Here is a 14,510-nt window from a genome sequence, read left to right as displayed (position 1 = left end):
TCAGATTTCGCCGGCCGCCCGGCGCTGCATGATGTCTTCGAGGATCACCAGCGCCGCTTCCAGCGTGAATTCACCATCGGCCACGCGTTGCACCACGGTGTCGACGTCGGCGGCCGCGATTTCCATCACTTCGCCATCGCGGTTGGCGGGCCGCGCGTCCGCCGCCAGCACGCAGGTGCTGGTCAGTACGTCTTCGACCTGGTAGCCCTCGGGCAGGCGGCGGTGGATGCGCAGGATGGTGCGCAGCGGCGAGCGCTGCGCCAGGTCCGGCGCGTCCAGGCCGGCTTCCTCGCCGCATTCGCGCACCAGCGCAACGTCCAGGTCCTCGCCGCGGCCGGCCAGGCCGCCCACCAGGGTGTCCCACATGCCGGGGTCGGTGGATTTGCTGAGCGCGCGCCGCGCGATCCAGATGCGGCCATCGGGCGTCCAGGCGTTCAGGTGCACGGCCTTGGTCAACAGGCCCAGCGGCCGCATCGCCGCGCGTTCGATGACGCCAAGCGTGGTGTCGCCATCCAGCACATCGAGCAATTCATCGCGCCAGCCGCGCAGGCAGTTGGCTTGGCGCAACAGTTGCGCGGCCTGTTCGAGCACCGCGTCGAGGGCGGGACCGGGCGACAGCGTCGCGCCGATGCGCAACGCGTCGGCATCGGACTCGATATGGGCGGCCCCTTGCAAGGCATCGCAGGCGGCATGCGTGGCCCAGCCGCAGCGGCGCCCCGCTATATAGAGCGCGTGTGCGCCAACCGGGGCGGGCTCCTGGGCCCGTGCGCTCAGGGCGGCATACAGATCGGACAGCTGTTTGGGCATCGTGAGGCAGTGTTAATAAGACTGTCCGCGATTTTATGCCACCCCTGTTTACCCTGGGTCGTGAACGAACGCGCGCAGATGGGGGCGGGCGGTATGAATTCAAGAGCACAAACTTACATCCATTTGCGCGTCCGCTATAATCCGCCAGTTTCTTTGTGATTTCGAGTGGGAATGCGGGGGCCGCTCTATCTCCCTGCCTAGCCCTGCCATCTAATAATTGCGCGTAGTCCTGTTGCAGTGACATCCGTGCCACTAGGCGACAAGGGCCCTCGCGCCGTGTTTCGAGGTAAGCATGAAGAAGTGGAGAGGGATACTGGGCGCTTGTGCGCTGCTGATTGGCAGCGTGGCCGTCGCTCAGGTGCAAGACATGCCCGGCGGCCCGAAGGTCAATCAGCTGAACCTGCATGAAGGCGTCACGCAGATCACGCGCGATGTCATGTGGTTGCACTGGCTACTGCTCACGATCTGTATCGTGATTTTCGTGGGCGTCTTCGGAGTGATGTTCTACTCCATCTGGGCGCACCGGAAATCCCGCGGACACAAGGCCGCGACCTTCCACGAACACCTCGGCGTGGAAGTGGCCTGGACGGTCATCCCCTTCATCATCGTTATCGCCATGGCGTTGCCGGCCACCAAGACGGTCGTCGCCATGAAAGACACTTCCAGCGCCGACCTGACCGTCAAGGTCACCGGCTACCAATGGAAATGGGGCTACGAATATCTCGATGGCTCCGCCGCCGGGATCAAGTTCCTGGCCACCCTGTCGACCCCGCGCGCGCAGATCGAGAACCGTGAGCCCAAGGGCCAGTTCTACCTGATGGAAACGGACAACCACATGGTGGTGCCCGTGGACAAGAAGATCCGCGTGATGTTGACCGCCGCCGACGTCATCCACTCGTGGATGATTCCCGATTTCGGCGTCAAGCAGGATGCCATCCCCGGCTTCCTGCGCGATGCGTGGTTCCGCGCCGAAAAGCCCGGTATCTACCGCGGCCAGTGCGCTGAATTGTGCGGCAAGGACCACGCGTTCATGCCCATCGTCGTGGAAGTCCTGTCGCAACCGGACTACGATAAGTGGGTTGAAGACCAAAAGAAGAAGATGGCGGCAAACGCCGACGATCCCAATAAAGAGTGGACGGAAGCCGAACTGGTTGCCCGTGGCGAGAAGGTTTTCGCCGCCAATTGCGTGGCCTGTCACCAGGCCAACGGCAAGGGCATCCCGGGCAGCTTCCCCGCGCTCGACGGAGACAAGGTTGTCCTGGGCCCGAAAGCCGCCCAGATCAACACCGTGCTGAAGGGCAAGCCCGGCACCGCCATGGCGGCGTTCGGGCCGCAGCTCAATGATGTCGAGATCGCCGCGGTCATCAGCTATACGCGCCATGCCTGGAGCAATGCCGGCAAGGGGCAGGACCCGACAGTGATGCCGAAGGACGTGGCGGCCGCGCGTTGATCGCGCCCCGCTTTCCCATCGCCAGAGCTGGTTCCGTTTAGTCAGAGATACCCTGCCGGTTCCGTGGAACGGGGCCGGCACTCAGCAGGAAGGAGTCCATCATGAGCAGCGTCACTGTAGACCACGTGTCGCCGGGCCACGGCCACGGTCACGATGACCACCACCACGCCATGCCCACGGGCTGGCGCCGCTGGCTTTTCGCCACCAATCACAAAGACATCGGGACGATGTATCTCATCTTCTCGTTCGTCATGCTGCTCGAAGGCGGCACGCTGGCGCTGTTGCTGCGTACCGAACTGTTCGAGCCGGGCCTGCAGTTCTTCCGTCCCGAGCTGTTCAACCAGTTCACCACCATGCACGGCCTGATCATGGTGTTCGGCGCCATCATGCCGGCGTTCGTGGGCTTCGCGAACTGGATGATCCCGATGCAGATCGGCGCGTCCGACATGGCCTTCGCGCGCATGAACAACTTCAGCTTCTGGTTGCTGCCGGTGGCCGCGATCATGCTGACGGCGTCGTTCTTCGTGCCGGGCGGCGCCACCGCCGCCGGCTGGACGCTGTACGCGCCGCTGTCGCTGCAGATGGGCCCGGGCATGGACCTGGCCATCTTCGCCATGCACATCATGGGCGCGTCCTCGATCATGGGCGCCATCAACATCATCGTGACCGTGCTGAACATGCGCGCGCCCGGCATGACGCTGATGAAGATGCCGCTGTTCTGCTGGACCTGGCTGATCACCGCGTTCCTGCTGCTGGCCGTGATGCCGGTGCTGGCCGCCGCCATCACCATGGTGCTGACCGACCGCCACTTCGGCACCGGCTTCTTCAACGCCGCCGCCGGCGGCGACCCGGTGCTGTACCAGCACGTGTTCTGGTTCTTCGGGCACCCCGAGGTCTACATCATGATCCTGCCGGCGTTCGGTATCGTGTCGGCCATCGTGCCCGCGTTCGCCCGCAAGAAGCTGTTCGGCTACGCCTCGATGGTGTACGCCACCGCGTCGATCGCCGTGCTGTCGTTCATCGTGTGGGCCCACCACATGTTCACGACGGGCATGCCGGTGACCGGCCAGCTCTACTTCATGTACGCCACCATGCTCATCTCCATCCCGACCGGGGTGAAGGTGTTCAACTGGGTCGCCACCATGTGGCGCGGCTCGATGACGTTCGAGACGCCGATGCTGTTCTCGATCGGCTTCATCTTCGTGTTCACCATGGGCGGCTTCACCGGCCTGATCCTGTCGGTGGCGCCGATCGACATCCAGGTGCATGACACGTATTACGTGGTGGCCCACTTCCACTACGTGCTGGTGGCCGGCTCGCTGTTCGCGCTGTTCGCCGGCACCTACTACTGGCTGCCCAAGTGGACCGGCCGCATGTACAGCGAAAAGCTGGGCAAGGTGCATTTCTGGTCGACGCTGATCTCGTTCAACGTGACCTTCTTCCCGATGCACTTCCTGGGCCTGGCCGGCATGCCGCGCCGCTACGCCGACTACGCCGCGCAGTTCACGACCTTCCACCAGATCGCCACCATCGGCGCCTTCTGGTTCGGCCTGTCGCAGCTGATCTTCCTGTGGGCGGTGCTGCGCTGCTACATGGGCAAGGGCGAGAAGGCCACGGCCAAGCCGTGGGAAGGCGCCGAAGGGCTGGAATGGACGGTGCCGTCGCCCGCCCCGTTCCACACTTTCGAAACGCCGCCCGAAGTCAAGTGAGCGCCGATTCCAACCCCGCAACAGGCAGCATGGCAATGACCCCCGAGCAGCGCCGACGCAACAAGATCGCAGGACTGATTCTGCTGGTATTCGTCATTGCCGTGTTCGCCTGGACCGTGTTCCGCGGTTCGGCGCTGTTGACGGGCAAGGCCATCGGCGGCTAGCGAACCATGAGCGACGACCTGCGTGAATCCGCCCAGCGCAAGCTGAGTTTCCTTCAGACGATGAAGGCGGTGGCGTGGGGGTTTTTCGGCGTCCGCAAGGGCGCGGGCTACCGCGAGGACAGCGCCAGGCTCAATCCCGTGCACGTGATCGTGGCGGGATTGTTGGCGGCGGCGATCTTCGTGACCGTGCTGGTGTTAATTGTGCGTTGGGCGGTATCCAGCCTGACTTGAATCACTTAATTCTATAAATCAGTACCAGGGAGAAAGCCATGAGTGCAAGCCACTCGGTTCAAGGTAAAGAGGCACCCTATTACTACGTGCCCGCCGATTCGGGGCATCCCGTGCGCACGGCCGTGGCGCTGTTGCTCATGGGCCTGGGCGCCGCGGGCTGGATCAACGGCGTGAGCTGGGCCAAGTGGTCGGTGCTGGCCGGCTTCATCGCGCTGATCGTGGTGCTGTACTACTGGTTTGGCGACGCCATCCAGGAATCCGAGGCCGGCATGAACAGCAAGCGCATCGACGGGTCGTACCGTTGGGGCATGAGCTGGTTCATCTTCTCGGAAGTGATGTTCTTCGCGGCGTTCTTCGGCGCGCTCTGGTACGTGCGCACCATCACCACGCCGTGGCTGGGCGACATGGACCACCGCCTGATGCTGTGGCCCGACTTCCAGGCGGTGTGGCCCAACTTCGGTCCGGCCGGCGTGGTCGAGCACTTCCAGACCGTGGGCCCCTTCTGGCTGCCGACGATCAACACCGCGCTGCTGCTGAGCTCGGGCGTGACGCTGACCATCGCCCACCACGCGCTGCGCGAGAACCATCGCGGCAAGACCATGTTCTGGCTGGCCGCCACGGTCATCCTGGGTTTCATCTTCGTGGCCTGCCAGGCCGCTGAATACCACCACGCGTACACCGAGCTGAACCTCAAGTTCAATTCGGGCGCCTACGGTTCGCTGTTCTACATGCTGACCGGCTTCCACGGCTTCCACGTGATCCTGGGCGCCACGATGCTGACGGTCATCCTGATCCGCCTGATGCGCGGCCATTTCACCGCCGACCATCACTTCGGCTTCGAAGGCGCCGCCTGGTACTGGCACTTCGTGGACGTGGTGTGGCTGGGCCTGTATCTGTTCGTCTACTGGTTCTGAGGCGGGGCCCGGCGTTGCCGGGCCGACTGGCGGGACACGGGGCGAGGCTGGCGGGCCGCCGGGCAACACCGGCGCCGCGGGCCTCGCCCTTCGTTTCAGGGCGGTCGTGTTCCAATAGGGCCGGACCCGCCGGCATCTGGCGGGAACCGGCCGGACGCGGGCCTATCTAAGACCGGTGCTTTCGATCCAGCCCATGTGGTGGGCGAACAGCACGAACAGGAACAGGGCCACCGACAGGCCGATGCGCACCGTCAGCGCATTGACCGTGCGGTTGGTGCTGCCTTTGTCCCGCATCAGGTAGACCAGGGCGGATGCCAGACTGGCCAGAATCCCGATGAAGGCCAGTACGACGAAAACGCGCATGATGGTCTCCGGACAAATCGAATGTATTGAAGACAAATGGCCCGACCGCATTCAACCCGCTACACGGTAGCCGCCTTGCTCCTGCTGGGGATCGCCGTGGTGATCCTGGCGTCGCTGGGCCAATGGCAACTGCGGCGCGCCGACGAGCGACGCGACATTCTGGCGGCTATCGAGGCCGGCCGCAACCAGGCGCCGCTGCAGCTGGCGCCCTCGACCGCGCCGGCCGACATGAAGCCGTGGCGCGTGGCGCAGGCCAGCGGCACGTGGCTGCCGCAATTCAGTGTACTGCTGGACAACCGCAACCATGACGGCCGGCCCGGCTACTGGCTGGCCACGCCGCTGCTGCTGGACGCCGACAAGCGCACCGCGGTGCTGGTGCTGCGCGGCTGGCTGCCCCGGGTGATCCAGGGCCAGGGCGCGCCGGCGCTGCCGGCCACGCCCCAGGGCGAGCAGATCATCAAGGGCGAGCTGTCGCCGCGCGTGCCGCGCATGTTCGAGCTGTGGTCGCTGGGCGGCCAGGATGCCTCCAGCCTGCCCGCCACGCTGCCCGCGGCCGGCGGCGCCGTGCCGCAGGTGCAGAACCTGCCGCTGGACGCCCTGGCGCGCGCCACCGGCCTGACCCTGCTGCCCACGGTGGTGAGCCAGTTCGGCCTGGGCCAGGACGACGGCCTGGTGCACGACTGGCCGCAGCCGTCGGTGAATTTCCAGCAGAACACGGTCTACGCGGTAGAGTGGTTCTCTTTTGCCTTGTTCGCCGCGATCGCGTGGCTGGTGGTGCTGGGGGGCGCCATCAAGCGCATGCGCCAACGCACGGCCAACGACCCGGCGGCCTGAGCGGCCGCCTTTCCCGACAACAGGATTCCGAATCAACGTGGCTCGCGACATGACTGCTTCCCAACCCGCCCGGCGCTCGCTGACGCCCATGGTGCTGGTGTTCCTGTGCACGCTGGCGCCGATCGTGGCGGCCTTCGTGGTCTACATGAATCCGCAATGGTGGCCGGCCGACGCCAGCAACTACGGCCAGCTGGTCGAGCCGCAGCGGCCCGTGCCGGCGCCCGCGGCGCTCAAGCTGACCACGCTGGACGGCAAGCCGTTCGACCTGCAGACCTTGAAGGGCAAATGGCTGCTGGTCGCGGCCGACGGCGCGGCCTGCCCGGAAAGCTGCGCCCGCAAGCTCTACATCACCCGCAACACCCACGCCAGCCAGGGCAAGAACGTCGACCGCCTGGCGCGGGTCTGGTTCATCACCGACGACGGCCCGGTGCCGGACAAGGTGCTGGAGGCCTACCAGGGCACGATCATGCTGCGCGCCGATCCGGACCAGCTGGCGCGCTTCCTGCTGGCGCGCGACGCCGCGGCCGGCCAGCCCGGTTTGCAGGCGCCGATCTGGGTGATCGATCCCCTGGGCAACCTGATGATGCAGTATCCCGCCGACGCCGACGGCGTGAAGGTGCGCAAGGACATCAGCAAGCTGGTCTATAACTCGCGCATCGGTTGAATCGGTATTTAGTTGATTTCCATGGAACGCATCAAAGCGCGGTATCGCAAACTCGTCTTCTTCACCTGGTTCCTGACGCTGGACCTGATCATGTTCGGCGCCTTCGTGCGCCTGACGGACTCGGGCCTGGGCTGCCCGGACTGGCCCGGCTGCTACGGCAGCGTCACGCCGCTGGGGGCGATGGGCGATATCCACGAGGCCTCGCAGGCCATGCCGTTCGGGCCGGTGACGCTGTCCAAGGCCTGGATCGAGATGATCCACCGCTACGTCGGCTCGATCCTGGGCATGCTGATCATCGGCATCGTCTACATGGCCTGGCGCTACCGCCGCGAACTGGGCCGCTCGCCGGCCCTGGCGGTGACGACGCTGGTGGCCGTGTGCGTGCAGGGCGCGTTCGGCGCCTGGACTGTGACGCACAAGCTCATGCCCGCCGTGGTCACGGCGCACCTGGTGTTCGGCCTGTCGGTGCTGGCGCTGATGACCTGGCTGTCGGCGCGCGAACGCCCGCACCATGCGGTGGCCGCCGCGGCGCGGCGTTTCAAGCCCTGGGTGATCGGCGGCTTCGTGCTGCTGCTGATCCAGGTGACGCTGGGAGGCTGGGTCAGCACCAATTACGCGGCACTGGCCTGCATGGATTTCCCCATGTGCCACGGCAAATGGGTGCCGGACATGGACTTCCATGGTGGCTACTCGATCATCCGCGGACTGGGCGAACTGCCGTCCGGGGAAATGATCTCGCAGCCGGCGCTGACGGCGATCCACTGGGTGCACCGCAATTTCGCCTTCGTCGTGTTCGCCTACCTGGGCGTGCTGGCCTGGCGCCTGCGGGCCGACCGCGGCCTGCGCGGGCCGGCCACGCTGATGCTGGCGCTGCTGGGGGCCCAGTTGCTGACCGGCCTGACGACGATCTTCTTCCAGTGGCCTTTGTTGATCGCGGTGCTGCACAATGGCGGGGCCGCCGGCCTGACGCTGGCCGCGGTGGTCCTGATGGTGCGCCTGTCCACTGCGGGCGGGGCACCGGCCAGGGGCTACGGCCCCAATTCGGTGCGCGTTTAAAATAGGGTGCATGATGACCAGTCTTGCCGCTCCCCAATCCGGATTGCTCCGCCAGTATTTCGTTCTCACCAAGCCGCGCGTCACCCAATTGGCGGTGTTCTGCGCGGTGATCGGCATGTTCCTGGCGGTGCCGGGCGTGCCGGACATGCGCCGCGTGCTGTTCGGCACCCTCGGCATCTGGCTGCTGGCGGCCGCCGCCTTCGCCATCAACTGCCTGATCGAGCAGGAAGTCGACGCCCGCATGCTGCGCACGGCGCGGCGCGCCACCGCCCGCGGCACCATTTCCGCCTTCCAGGTGCTGAGCCTGTCCGGCCTGCTGGGCGGCGCCGGCATGTTCGTGCTGTACACGCTGGTCAACCCGCTCACCATGTGGCTGACCTTCGCCACGTTCGTCGGCTACGCCGTCATCTACACCATCATCCTGAAGCCGCGCACGCCGCAGAACATCGTCATCGGCGGCCTGTCGGGCGCCATGCCGCCCGCGCTGGGCTGGGCGGCGGTGGCCGATTCCGTGCCGGCCGAAGCCTGGCTGCTGGTGCTGATCATCTTCATCTGGACGCCGCCGCACTTCTGGGCGCTGGCCCTGTACCGCAACCATGACTACGTCAAGGCCGGCCTGCCGATGCTGCCGGTGACGCATGGCCAGCAGTTCACCCGCCTGCAGATCCTGCTCTACAGCATCGCGCTGGTCGCCACCACGCTGCTGCCCACCGCGATCCGCATGAGCGGCGCGCTGTACCTGGCGTCGGCGCTGGTGCTGGGCGGCATGTTCGTGTCGTACGCCTGGCGGCTGTACCGCAACTACAGCGACGAGCTGGCGCGAAGCATGTTCCGTTTTTCCATCCTCTACCTGGCGCTGCTGTTCGGCGCCCTGCTGGTGGACCACTGGGTCGCGCTGATCTGACCCCCTGGAGATAAGTCGATGTCCGTATTTTCCGCCAGCCGGCGCCTGGCCCTGCGCCTGGCCACGGCCGCCGCTTTCACCGCCGCCCTGGCCGCCTGCGGCGACAACGCGCCCCAATTCAAGGGCAGCGACATCAGCGGCACCCAGTTGGGCCGCGGCCTGGAGCTGTCGGACTACAACGGCAAGACGCGCACGTTGCAGGACTTCGCCGGCAAGGCGGTGGTGGTGTTCTTCGGCTTCACGCAATGCCCGGACGTCTGCCCGACGTCGCTGGCCGAACTGACCGAGGTGATGAAGAAGCTGGGCCCGGACGCCGACCGCGTGCAGGTGCTGCTGATCACCGTCGATCCCGAGCGCGACACGCCGGAAGTGCTCAAGCAATACGTAACGGCGTTCGACCCGCGTTTTCTGGGTTTGACCGGCACGCCGGACCAGGTGAAGAAGGCGGCGGCCTCGTTCAAGGCCTATTACGCCAAGGCGCCGACCAAGGACGGCAACTACACCATGGACCACACCGCGGCGTTCTACCTGCTCGACGGCAAGGGCGAATCGCGGGTGCTGGCCAACAACAACATCGGGGTCGATGCCCTGGTGCACGACATCCAGGCCCTGCTCAAGGGTTGATCGCCGGGCGGCCCGGCGGCGGGCCGCGACCGCGTGGCGCTAGGCGCCGGCTGCCGCGCTCCAGCGGGCCAGCGCATCGCGCGCCTTGTCGCCGAGTTCGGCCGCGGGCAGTTCGCGGCGGTGCGACATGATCATCAAGGCGTAGGGGGCGGCCAGCGCGGCCGCCTCGGGGCACAGGCGTGATTCGTCGCCGACCGACGGCGAGACGTTGCGCCAGTAGTTGATGGCCGCTTCGATCTGGGGCAAGGTAATGGCATCCATGGCCCTATTGTCCACGAATGCCAGGGGCTGTCCAATCGCATTGGTGCAGCAATGAAGCGTCACCATCGCAACATGCCGAAACCGCATCCGGGTGCTATACCACTGCCGGTTAGTAACGATGGAGCATCGTCATGAATAATCCCGTCCAGTCCGATTCCGCCCGCCGCGGCCTGCATCCGCTGGTTTCGGCCGCCGCCATCGCGGTCATCGTCATGTGCTCGGTCGGCGTCGCCGCCGTGCTCGGCTGGCTGCCCACGCCGTCGGCTACGCCGCACCCCGAGGATCCCGCGCTGGCGCAGGCCGGCCCCGAAAACGCCAACCTGGCGCCGGCCCAGCCTGGAGCCCCCGGCCAGCCGCAAGCCCCGGGCGCGCGGCCGCCCGCTGCCCAGGCGCAGCCCCAGGCCCAGGGCCGGCCCGCGCCGGCCGCGCCGCCGGCGGCGCAGGCCTGCCGCACCTGCGGCGTGGTGGAGACCATCCGCCAGGTTCAGGTGCCGGTCAAGGACAATAGCGACCACCTGGTCGGCACCATCGCCGGCGGGGTGGCCGGCGGCGTGGTCGGCAACCAGTTCGGCGGCGGCAGCGGCAAGACCGCGCTGACCGTGCTGGGCGCGGTGGGCGGCGCTTTGGCAGGCCGTGAAGTTGAGCGTAATATCAGGCAGCAACAAACGGTGACGCACTATGAGCTCACGGTCCGCATGAACGACGGCAGCACGCGCCAGTTCCGCAGCGCGCAGCCGTTCGCGTTTGCGTCCGGCGACCACGTGCGCGTGGAGAATAACCAGCTGCTGCCGGGATGACCGTGCCGGCCGGCAGCCCTTTGCGATCTATGGGAAACCAGGAATGAGCGACCAACACAGCAACCCGTTCGTCCTGCCCGGCATGGGCCAGAATGCCGACCTGTCGGGCAATCCGCTGCTGGCCAGCATGGAAATGATGCGCCAGGCCTGGGCCGGCCTGACTGGCCCGGGCGGGTTGGCGAGCAGCCTGCCGATGGCGCCGCCGATGAACCTGGAAGACCTGGACCGCCGCATCGCGGAACTGCGTTCGGTGGAAAACTGGCTGCGCATGAACCTGTCGATGCTGTCCAGCACGATCCAGGGCATGGAAGTGCAGCGTTCCACCATCAGCACCCTGCGCGCCTTCGTCGACTCGGCCGCCAACCTGGACCTGGGCGCCATGCGCGAAAGCGGGGCGGCGTCGCCGCTGGAAGTGGTGCTGGGCCTGAAACCGGCGCCCGCCGCCAAGAGCGCGCCGAAAGGCGCGTCGCAAGAGGCCGCGGGCGCGGCGAAGGCCGAGGCCAAGGCGCCCGAGGCCGACGGCGGCGCGGCTGGCGCCCAGCCCGGCATGAGCGAGCAGATGGGCGCGGCGGCGCAGTCGGCCTCCAAGGCCTGGTGGGACCTGCTGCAACAGCAGTTCAACCAGATCGCGGCGGCCACGGCCGCATCGATGCCCGGCAGCCAGCCGGCGCCCGAGGCCGACAAGCCCAAGGCCAAGCCGGGTGGTCCGCAGGCCGCGGCCGCCCCGGCGGCCAAGGCCGCCAAGACGGTCGCCAAGCCCGCCCGCAAGACCGCGCGCAAGCCGGCCGCCAAGAACACCGGGCCTGCCAGCGGCAAGCCCTGATTTTTTCAATCCAGATCCGGGGCCGCCGCGTCGGCCCCCGGGCGATTTCGATACACCGGAACTTATGCTTAATGTAGTGATTCTCGCCGCCGGACTCGGCAAGCGCATGCAGTCGGACCTGCCCAAGGTGCTGCACACCCTGGCTGGCAAACCCATGCTGGCCCACGTGCTGGACAGCGCCCGCCAGCTGGAGCCGGCCCGCGTCATCGTGGTGGTCGGCCATGGCGCCGATCGCGTCAAGCAGGCCTTCTCCGGACAGGACGATCTGCGCTTCGCGCTGCAGCAGCCGCAGCAGGGCACCGGCCATGCGGTCCAGCAGGCCGTGCCGCAATTGCTCGAAGGCGATGGCCAGGACGACGTGACCCTGGTGCTGTACGGCGATGTGCCGCTGGTGCAGCCCGAGACGCTGCGCGGCCTGCTGCGGGCGCGCGGCGCCGGCGCGGCGGTGCTGACCGAAGTGCTGGCCGACTCCACCGGCTATGGCCGCATCGTGCGCGACGCCGCCGGCAACGTCTGCCGCATCGTCGAGCACAAGGATGCCTCCGAGGCCGAGCGCGCCATCAAGGAAGTCAACACCGGCATCCTGGTCGCGCCCACCGCCAAGCTCAAGGACTGGCTCTCGCGCATCGACAACAACAACGCCCAGGGCGAGTACTACCTGACCGACGTGGTCGGCCTGGCCGTTACCGACGGCGTGCCGGTGGGCGCCGCCCAGCCGGGCGCGTCGTGGGAAACGCTGGGCGTGAACAGCCGCGTGCAGCAGGCCGAACTGGAGCGCCGCTGGCAGGCCGAACAGGCCCGCCGCCAGCTCGAGGCCGGGGTGACGCTGGCCGATCCCGCGCGTTTCGATGTGCGCGGCACGCTGACCTGCGGCCGTGATGTGTTCATCGACGTCGGCTGCGTGTTCGAGGGCCGGGTGACGCTGGCCGACGGCGTGCGGGTGGGCCCGCATTGCGTGCTGCGCGATGTGAGCATCGGCGCGGGCACGCAGATCGAGGCCTTCAGCCACCTGCAGCAAGCCCAGGTCGGCGGCGACGCGCGCATCGGTCCGTACGCCCGCCTGCGTCCGGGCGCCGAACTGGGCGATCGCACCCACGTCGGCAACTTCGTCGAGATCAAGAAGAGCGTGCTGGGCGTCGACAGCAAGGCCAATCACCTGGCCTACATCGGCGACGCCACCATCGGCGCGCGCGTGAACGTGGGCGCGGGCACCATCACCTGCAACTACGACGGCGTCAACAAGCACCGCACCGTCATCGAGGACGACGCCTTCATCGGCTCGGACTCGCAGCTGGTGGCCCCGGTGCGCGTGGGCCGCGGCGCGACGCTGGGCGCCGGCACCACCCTGACCCGCGATGCGCCGGCCGAGAAACTGACGGTGTCACGCGTCAAGCAGCTCACCATCGACGGTTGGCAACGGCCGGTCAAGAAGTCGTGACGCCGCCGGCGTCTGAAACCCCGGCCGGCGGCGCCAGGCCCGCCGCGCCGGACGGCCTGCCGGTCCCGCGCCGCTATTGGGCCGCGGCGACCGTCATGACGGGCATCAGCCTGTCGGTGCTGGACACCACCATCGCCAATGTCGCCCTGCCGACCATCGCCGCCGACCTGAACGCGTCGCCGGCGCAGGCGGTGTGGGTGGTCAACGCCTACAACCTGGCGGTGGTGATGATGCTGCTGCCGCTGTCGGCGCTGGCCGAGCGCATCGGCTTTCGCCGCATGTTCACTTTCGGGCTGGTGCTGTTCACGCTGGCCTCGCTGGGCTGCGCGCTGGCCGGCACGCTGGTGCAGCTGACGCTGGCGCGGGTGTTCCAGGGCGTGGGCGCGGCGACGCTGATGTGTCTGTTCGGCGGCCTGGTGCGCAACATCTATCCGCTCAAGATGCTGGGCCGGGGCATCAGCCTGAACGCCACCACGGTGGCGGTGATGTCGGTGCTGGGGCCGACCATCGGCTCGGCGATTCTGTCGGTGGCGCCGTGGCCGTGGATCTTCGCGGTCAACCTGCCGATCTGCGTGCTGGCCATGTTCGGCCTGCGTCACCTGCCCGAGGTGCCGCGCAATGACGTGAAGCTGGACGGGATCAGCGCCCTGCTGTGCATGGCGACGCTGGGCGTGTTCATCACCGGCATCGACATGATGGGCGAGGATCTGCTGCGCGGCATCGGCCTGGTGGCGATCGCGGCCGTGGCGGGCCTGGTGCTGGTGCGCCGCGCCAGCCGCCAGCCCGCGCCGCTGGTGCCGGTGGACCTGCTGCGCATCCGGCCGCTGGCGTTCGCGGTGGGGGCGTCGGCCTGCACCTTCGCGGCGCAGATGGCGTCGTATGTGTCGCTGCCGTTCTATTTCCAGCAGGTGCTGGGCCGGCCGTATCTCGAGGTCGGCCTGCTGATGGGCGCCTGGCCGGTGGGCACGGCGCTGATCGCGCCAGTGGCGGGCCGCCTGTCGGACCGCTATTCCGCCGCCACCCTGAGCGGCGTGGGCGCGGCCACCATGGTGGTGGGCATGCTGTGGCTGGCGGCGCTGCCGGCGGCCGTGGGCAACGTGCCGATCATGGCCGGCATGTTCGTGGCCGGGGTGGGCTTCGGCTTCTTCCAGACGCCCAACAACCGCGCCATGCTGTCGGCCGCCCCGCGCTCGCGCAGCGGCGCGGCGGGCGGCCTGCAGGCCACCACCCGGGTGTTCGGGCAGAGTTTCGGCACCGCGCTGGTGGCGATCGCCTTCAGCGTCAGCGTGGCGCATGGCCCCGGACTGGCCCTGGTGCTGGGCACGATCTGTGCCGCCCTGGCGGTGGTGGTGAACACGGTGCGCTTCAGCAAGCTGCGGGCGCCGTAGCGCGCCCTCCGTTCCCGGGCCGGGCGGCGCCAGACCCGCCGGCCGGCCCGCTTCTATAATGGCGACCGGCGCTGGGGTGGGAT

17 protein-coding genes are annotated in these 14,510 nt (G+C 67.5%); 14 read left to right on the top strand and 3 right to left on the bottom strand.

Translation table 11 applies throughout. The annotated features are described in order from the left end of the window. The gene (locus AOZ53_RS15910) at nucleotides 1–807 is read right to left on the bottom strand and encodes an NUDIX hydrolase (protein ID WP_054433783.1); all 807 of its coding nucleotides are present in this window, start codon (nucleotides 805–807) and stop codon (nucleotides 1–3) included. Between the two features lie 292 nt (nucleotides 808–1,099). Here AOZ53_RS15910 and coxB point away from each other — a divergent pair, with 292 nt between their 5' ends. From coxB to AOZ53_RS15890, 5 genes are all read left to right on the top strand, one after another. Then, on the top strand, nucleotides 1,100–2,257 hold the full coding sequence (coxB, locus tag AOZ53_RS15905) for a cytochrome c oxidase subunit II (protein WP_035359862.1): 1,158 nt from the start codon (nucleotides 1,100–1,102) through the stop codon (nucleotides 2,255–2,257). Between the two features lie 101 nt (nucleotides 2,258–2,358). Further along, nucleotides 2,359–3,966: a cytochrome c oxidase subunit I gene (gene ctaD, locus AOZ53_RS15900; protein ID WP_006392369.1), complete on the top strand. Its 1,608-nt coding sequence runs from the start codon at nucleotides 2,359–2,361 to the stop codon at nucleotides 3,964–3,966. Nucleotides 3,967–4,001: 35 nt separating this feature from the next. Next, on the top strand, nucleotides 4,002–4,130 hold the full coding sequence (locus AOZ53_RS34190; protein ID WP_006392370.1) for a cytochrome oxidase small assembly protein: 129 nt from the start codon (nucleotides 4,002–4,004) through the stop codon (nucleotides 4,128–4,130). A 6-nt stretch (nucleotides 4,131–4,136) separates the two neighbouring features. Next, entirely contained in the window at nucleotides 4,137–4,361 is a 225-nt protein-coding gene (locus AOZ53_RS15895) for a DUF2970 domain-containing protein (RefSeq protein ID WP_006392371.1), read from the top strand. A 38-nt stretch (nucleotides 4,362–4,399) separates the two neighbouring features. After that, nucleotides 4,400–5,275 carry a cytochrome c oxidase subunit 3 gene (locus tag AOZ53_RS15890; RefSeq protein WP_054433785.1) on the top strand — a complete coding sequence of 292 codons (876 nt, stop codon included), beginning with the start codon at nucleotides 4,400–4,402 and terminating at the stop codon, nucleotides 5,273–5,275. Between the two features lie 162 nt (nucleotides 5,276–5,437). Here AOZ53_RS15890 and AOZ53_RS15885 read toward each other — a convergent pair whose 3' ends face one another. Further along, nucleotides 5,438–5,638, bottom strand: a complete 201-nt coding sequence (locus AOZ53_RS15885; protein WP_006392373.1) for a twin transmembrane helix small protein — start codon at nucleotides 5,636–5,638, stop codon at nucleotides 5,438–5,440. A 36-nt stretch (nucleotides 5,639–5,674) separates the two neighbouring features. Here AOZ53_RS15885 and AOZ53_RS15880 point away from each other — a divergent pair, with 36 nt between their 5' ends. Genes AOZ53_RS15880 through AOZ53_RS15860 form a run of 5 tightly spaced genes read left to right on the top strand, consistent with a single transcriptional unit; the run spans nucleotide 5,675 to nucleotide 9,720 of the window. Further along, nucleotides 5,675–6,472, top strand: a complete 798-nt coding sequence (locus tag AOZ53_RS15880; RefSeq protein ID WP_054488447.1) for an SURF1 family protein — start codon at nucleotides 5,675–5,677, stop codon at nucleotides 6,470–6,472. Between the two features lie 49 nt (nucleotides 6,473–6,521). Further along, the gene (locus AOZ53_RS15875; protein ID WP_054433789.1) at nucleotides 6,522–7,136 is read left to right on the top strand and encodes an SCO family protein; all 615 of its coding nucleotides are present in this window, start codon (nucleotides 6,522–6,524) and stop codon (nucleotides 7,134–7,136) included. A 21-nt stretch (nucleotides 7,137–7,157) separates the two neighbouring features. After that, complete coding sequence (locus tag AOZ53_RS15870) at nucleotides 7,158–8,192, top strand: COX15/CtaA family protein (RefSeq protein WP_054488446.1); 1,035 nt, start codon at nucleotides 7,158–7,160, stop codon at nucleotides 8,190–8,192. A 13-nt stretch (nucleotides 8,193–8,205) separates the two neighbouring features. Continuing rightward, entirely contained in the window at nucleotides 8,206–9,096 is an 891-nt protein-coding gene (gene cyoE / locus AOZ53_RS15865) for a heme o synthase (RefSeq protein ID WP_006392377.1), read from the top strand. An 18-nt stretch (nucleotides 9,097–9,114) separates the two neighbouring features. Beyond that, nucleotides 9,115–9,720: an SCO family protein gene (locus tag AOZ53_RS15860; protein WP_049070643.1), complete on the top strand. Its 606-nt coding sequence runs from the start codon at nucleotides 9,115–9,117 to the stop codon at nucleotides 9,718–9,720. A gap of 39 nt (nucleotides 9,721–9,759) precedes the next feature. Here the strand turns inward: AOZ53_RS15860 and AOZ53_RS15855 are convergent, their stop codons facing one another. Then, nucleotides 9,760–9,981: a DUF3717 domain-containing protein gene (locus AOZ53_RS15855; RefSeq protein WP_054433793.1), complete on the bottom strand. Its 222-nt coding sequence runs from the start codon at nucleotides 9,979–9,981 to the stop codon at nucleotides 9,760–9,762. Nucleotides 9,982–10,112: 131 nt separating this feature from the next. Here AOZ53_RS15855 and AOZ53_RS15850 point away from each other — a divergent pair, with 131 nt between their 5' ends. From AOZ53_RS15850 to AOZ53_RS15835, 4 genes are all read left to right on the top strand, one after another. Then, on the top strand, nucleotides 10,113–10,778 hold the full coding sequence (locus AOZ53_RS15850) for an outer membrane lipoprotein (RefSeq protein WP_054460579.1): 666 nt from the start codon (nucleotides 10,113–10,115) through the stop codon (nucleotides 10,776–10,778). 43 nt (nucleotides 10,779–10,821) lie between these two features. Continuing rightward, nucleotides 10,822–11,601 carry a PhaM family polyhydroxyalkanoate granule multifunctional regulatory protein gene (locus AOZ53_RS15845; RefSeq protein WP_054488443.1) on the top strand — a complete coding sequence of 260 codons (780 nt, stop codon included), beginning with the start codon at nucleotides 10,822–10,824 and terminating at the stop codon, nucleotides 11,599–11,601. Nucleotides 11,602–11,665: 64 nt separating this feature from the next. Then, the gene (gene glmU, locus AOZ53_RS15840; RefSeq protein WP_054488441.1) at nucleotides 11,666–13,039 is read left to right on the top strand and encodes a bifunctional UDP-N-acetylglucosamine diphosphorylase/glucosamine-1-phosphate N-acetyltransferase GlmU; all 1,374 of its coding nucleotides are present in this window, start codon (nucleotides 11,666–11,668) and stop codon (nucleotides 13,037–13,039) included. Further along, complete coding sequence (locus AOZ53_RS15835; RefSeq protein ID WP_054488439.1) at nucleotides 13,036–14,427, top strand: MFS transporter; 1,392 nt, start codon at nucleotides 13,036–13,038, stop codon at nucleotides 14,425–14,427. The genes glmU and AOZ53_RS15835 overlap by 4 nt, the downstream gene beginning before the upstream one ends. The last annotated feature ends 83 nt before the right edge of the window (nucleotides 14,428–14,510 follow it).

Origin of the sequence: Achromobacter sp. 2789STDY5608621 (assembly GCF_001299375.1) — a bacterium.
Taxonomy (GTDB): Bacteria; Pseudomonadota; Gammaproteobacteria; order Burkholderiales; family Burkholderiaceae_B; genus Achromobacter; species Achromobacter insuavis.
Note: the sequence above shows the minus strand (reverse complement) of the source record. Positions and strands in the feature narration are given on the sequence as shown.

What these genes read in the sequence shown, in the direction of transcription:
- AOZ53_RS15910 (WP_054433783.1), bottom strand. Translation starts at nt 807, where the DNA reads ATGCCCAAACAGCTGTCCGATCTGTATGCCGCCCTGAGCGCACGGGCC.
- coxB (WP_035359862.1), top strand. Translation starts at nt 1,100, where the DNA reads ATGAAGAAGTGGAGAGGGATACTGGGCGCTTGTGCGCTGCTGATTGGC.
- ctaD (WP_006392369.1), top strand. Translation starts at nt 2,359, where the DNA reads ATGAGCAGCGTCACTGTAGACCACGTGTCGCCGGGCCACGGCCACGGT.
- AOZ53_RS34190 (WP_006392370.1), top strand. Translation starts at nt 4,002, where the DNA reads ATGACCCCCGAGCAGCGCCGACGCAACAAGATCGCAGGACTGATTCTG.
- AOZ53_RS15895 (WP_006392371.1), top strand. Translation starts at nt 4,137, where the DNA reads ATGAGCGACGACCTGCGTGAATCCGCCCAGCGCAAGCTGAGTTTCCTT.
- AOZ53_RS15890 (WP_054433785.1), top strand. Translation starts at nt 4,400, where the DNA reads ATGAGTGCAAGCCACTCGGTTCAAGGTAAAGAGGCACCCTATTACTAC.
- AOZ53_RS15885 (WP_006392373.1), bottom strand. Translation starts at nt 5,638, where the DNA reads ATGCGCGTTTTCGTCGTACTGGCCTTCATCGGGATTCTGGCCAGTCTG.
- AOZ53_RS15880 (WP_054488447.1), top strand. Translation starts at nt 5,675, where the DNA reads ATGGCCCGACCGCATTCAACCCGCTACACGGTAGCCGCCTTGCTCCTG.
- AOZ53_RS15875 (WP_054433789.1), top strand. Translation starts at nt 6,522, where the DNA reads ATGACTGCTTCCCAACCCGCCCGGCGCTCGCTGACGCCCATGGTGCTG.
- AOZ53_RS15870 (WP_054488446.1), top strand. Translation starts at nt 7,158, where the DNA reads ATGGAACGCATCAAAGCGCGGTATCGCAAACTCGTCTTCTTCACCTGG.
- cyoE (WP_006392377.1), top strand. Translation starts at nt 8,206, where the DNA reads ATGACCAGTCTTGCCGCTCCCCAATCCGGATTGCTCCGCCAGTATTTC.
- AOZ53_RS15860 (WP_049070643.1), top strand. Translation starts at nt 9,115, where the DNA reads ATGTCCGTATTTTCCGCCAGCCGGCGCCTGGCCCTGCGCCTGGCCACG.
- AOZ53_RS15855 (WP_054433793.1), bottom strand. Translation starts at nt 9,981, where the DNA reads ATGGATGCCATTACCTTGCCCCAGATCGAAGCGGCCATCAACTACTGG.
- AOZ53_RS15850 (WP_054460579.1), top strand. Translation starts at nt 10,113, where the DNA reads ATGAATAATCCCGTCCAGTCCGATTCCGCCCGCCGCGGCCTGCATCCG.
- AOZ53_RS15845 (WP_054488443.1), top strand. Translation starts at nt 10,822, where the DNA reads ATGAGCGACCAACACAGCAACCCGTTCGTCCTGCCCGGCATGGGCCAG.
- glmU (WP_054488441.1), top strand. Translation starts at nt 11,666, where the DNA reads ATGCTTAATGTAGTGATTCTCGCCGCCGGACTCGGCAAGCGCATGCAG.